General features: G+C 32.1%; 1 protein-coding gene and 1 rRNA gene. Both read left to right on the forward strand.

Features of this window, described 5'->3' with window-relative positions; genetic code table 11:
- Positions 1 to 8: 8 nt before the first annotated feature.
- Positions 9 to 124, forward strand: a 5S ribosomal RNA gene (rrf, locus tag ACERCF_RS12440).
- A gap of 455 nt (positions 125 to 579) precedes the next feature.
- Complete coding sequence (locus ACERCF_RS12445; RefSeq protein ID WP_373625779.1) at positions 580 to 996, forward strand: type III secretion system chaperone family protein; 417 nt, start codon at positions 580 to 582, stop codon at positions 994 to 996.
- Positions 997 to 1,217 lie beyond the last annotated feature (221 nt).

Here is a 1,217-nt window from a genome sequence, read left to right on the forward strand (position 1 = left end):
AAGATTTTCCCGACGACCATAGTGCTGTGGTTCTACCTGACTCCATACCGAACTCAGAAGTAAAACGCAGTAACGTCGATGGTAGTGTGGTGATTCGCCATGTGAGAGTAGAGCATCGTCGGGTTATTAATTTAAGCGAAAGCGAAGAGTACCGTCTGTAGAGATACAGACGGTTTTTGTTTTTGTAAAAAAATTGAGGAAAATGACCGCTTGTCACCTGAAATGAGGTAGCAAGCGGTTTTTTATAAATAAAATTTGCAAAATGGATATGGGATAAAAATTAGACAGCTAATGGGATAATCCCATTGTTCTACTTGCATAGCAAGTAGAACAAATAAAGTACTGACAAAATAATGAAATATTTTGTTTAGTTGATATGGTTTTTATATAGGAACCCAATAATGCTGATAATGAAATTTGAAAATGGTAAACGGTTTTATGTCGATAATATAGGAAATAAATACCAATATGATTTAAAGGATCCAAGTGATCAGCTTAGTTATAAAATAGATTTAGATGCTTAAATGAGAGATCAATTATCGCTAAATCTGACTAGAGATAAAAATGGTGGAGGTATCTATGAGTAGTTATTGTGAAGAGGTTTTTGATGAATTTACGGATAGACAATTAGTGTCTATTTTAGAAGAAGCAGATTATGAAAATGTGAGAATTGTTAAACGGGGTCTTATTGCATTTACTCGTGACAGTATGAATTATCTTATAGATAATGAATATGATGATGGTTCCATAGAAATACTTATGATATTTGATGATATCGATATGTCATTTAAAGAAATGAACGAGTGGAATAGCGAAAAGAGATTTGTTACTGTTTATAAAAACGATGATGGAAATATATGCTTAAAAATGAGTTTAGAATCAGGAATGACAGAAGCGTATTTATTAGAATCTATCAATAGATTTATAACAGTCCAGAAAATATTTTCTTTATCTAGATTAGGTGGTTTAGCGAGTCTGTTGAAAATGTTTAAGTAACCTACCTCAAATTCGATTTACTGAGTTTCTTAAAGAAGCAAAAAATTAAGAACGAACCCCAAGGCCCAAGGTAAAGAATACTTGGGTTTTTTTATTTGTAGAAGATTAGACTTGATCTGACAATTCACTCTAAAAAGTGAGAGTTTCCCGTTTAGAATATGAGTGTCAAAAATCAATCTAAACAAAAAGGAAACTCTCATGTTTTATTCTAACAACCCTCT

Source organism: Mannheimia kashgarensis, from assembly GCF_041807705.1.
Taxonomy (GTDB): Bacteria; Pseudomonadota; Gammaproteobacteria; order Enterobacterales; family Pasteurellaceae; genus Mannheimia.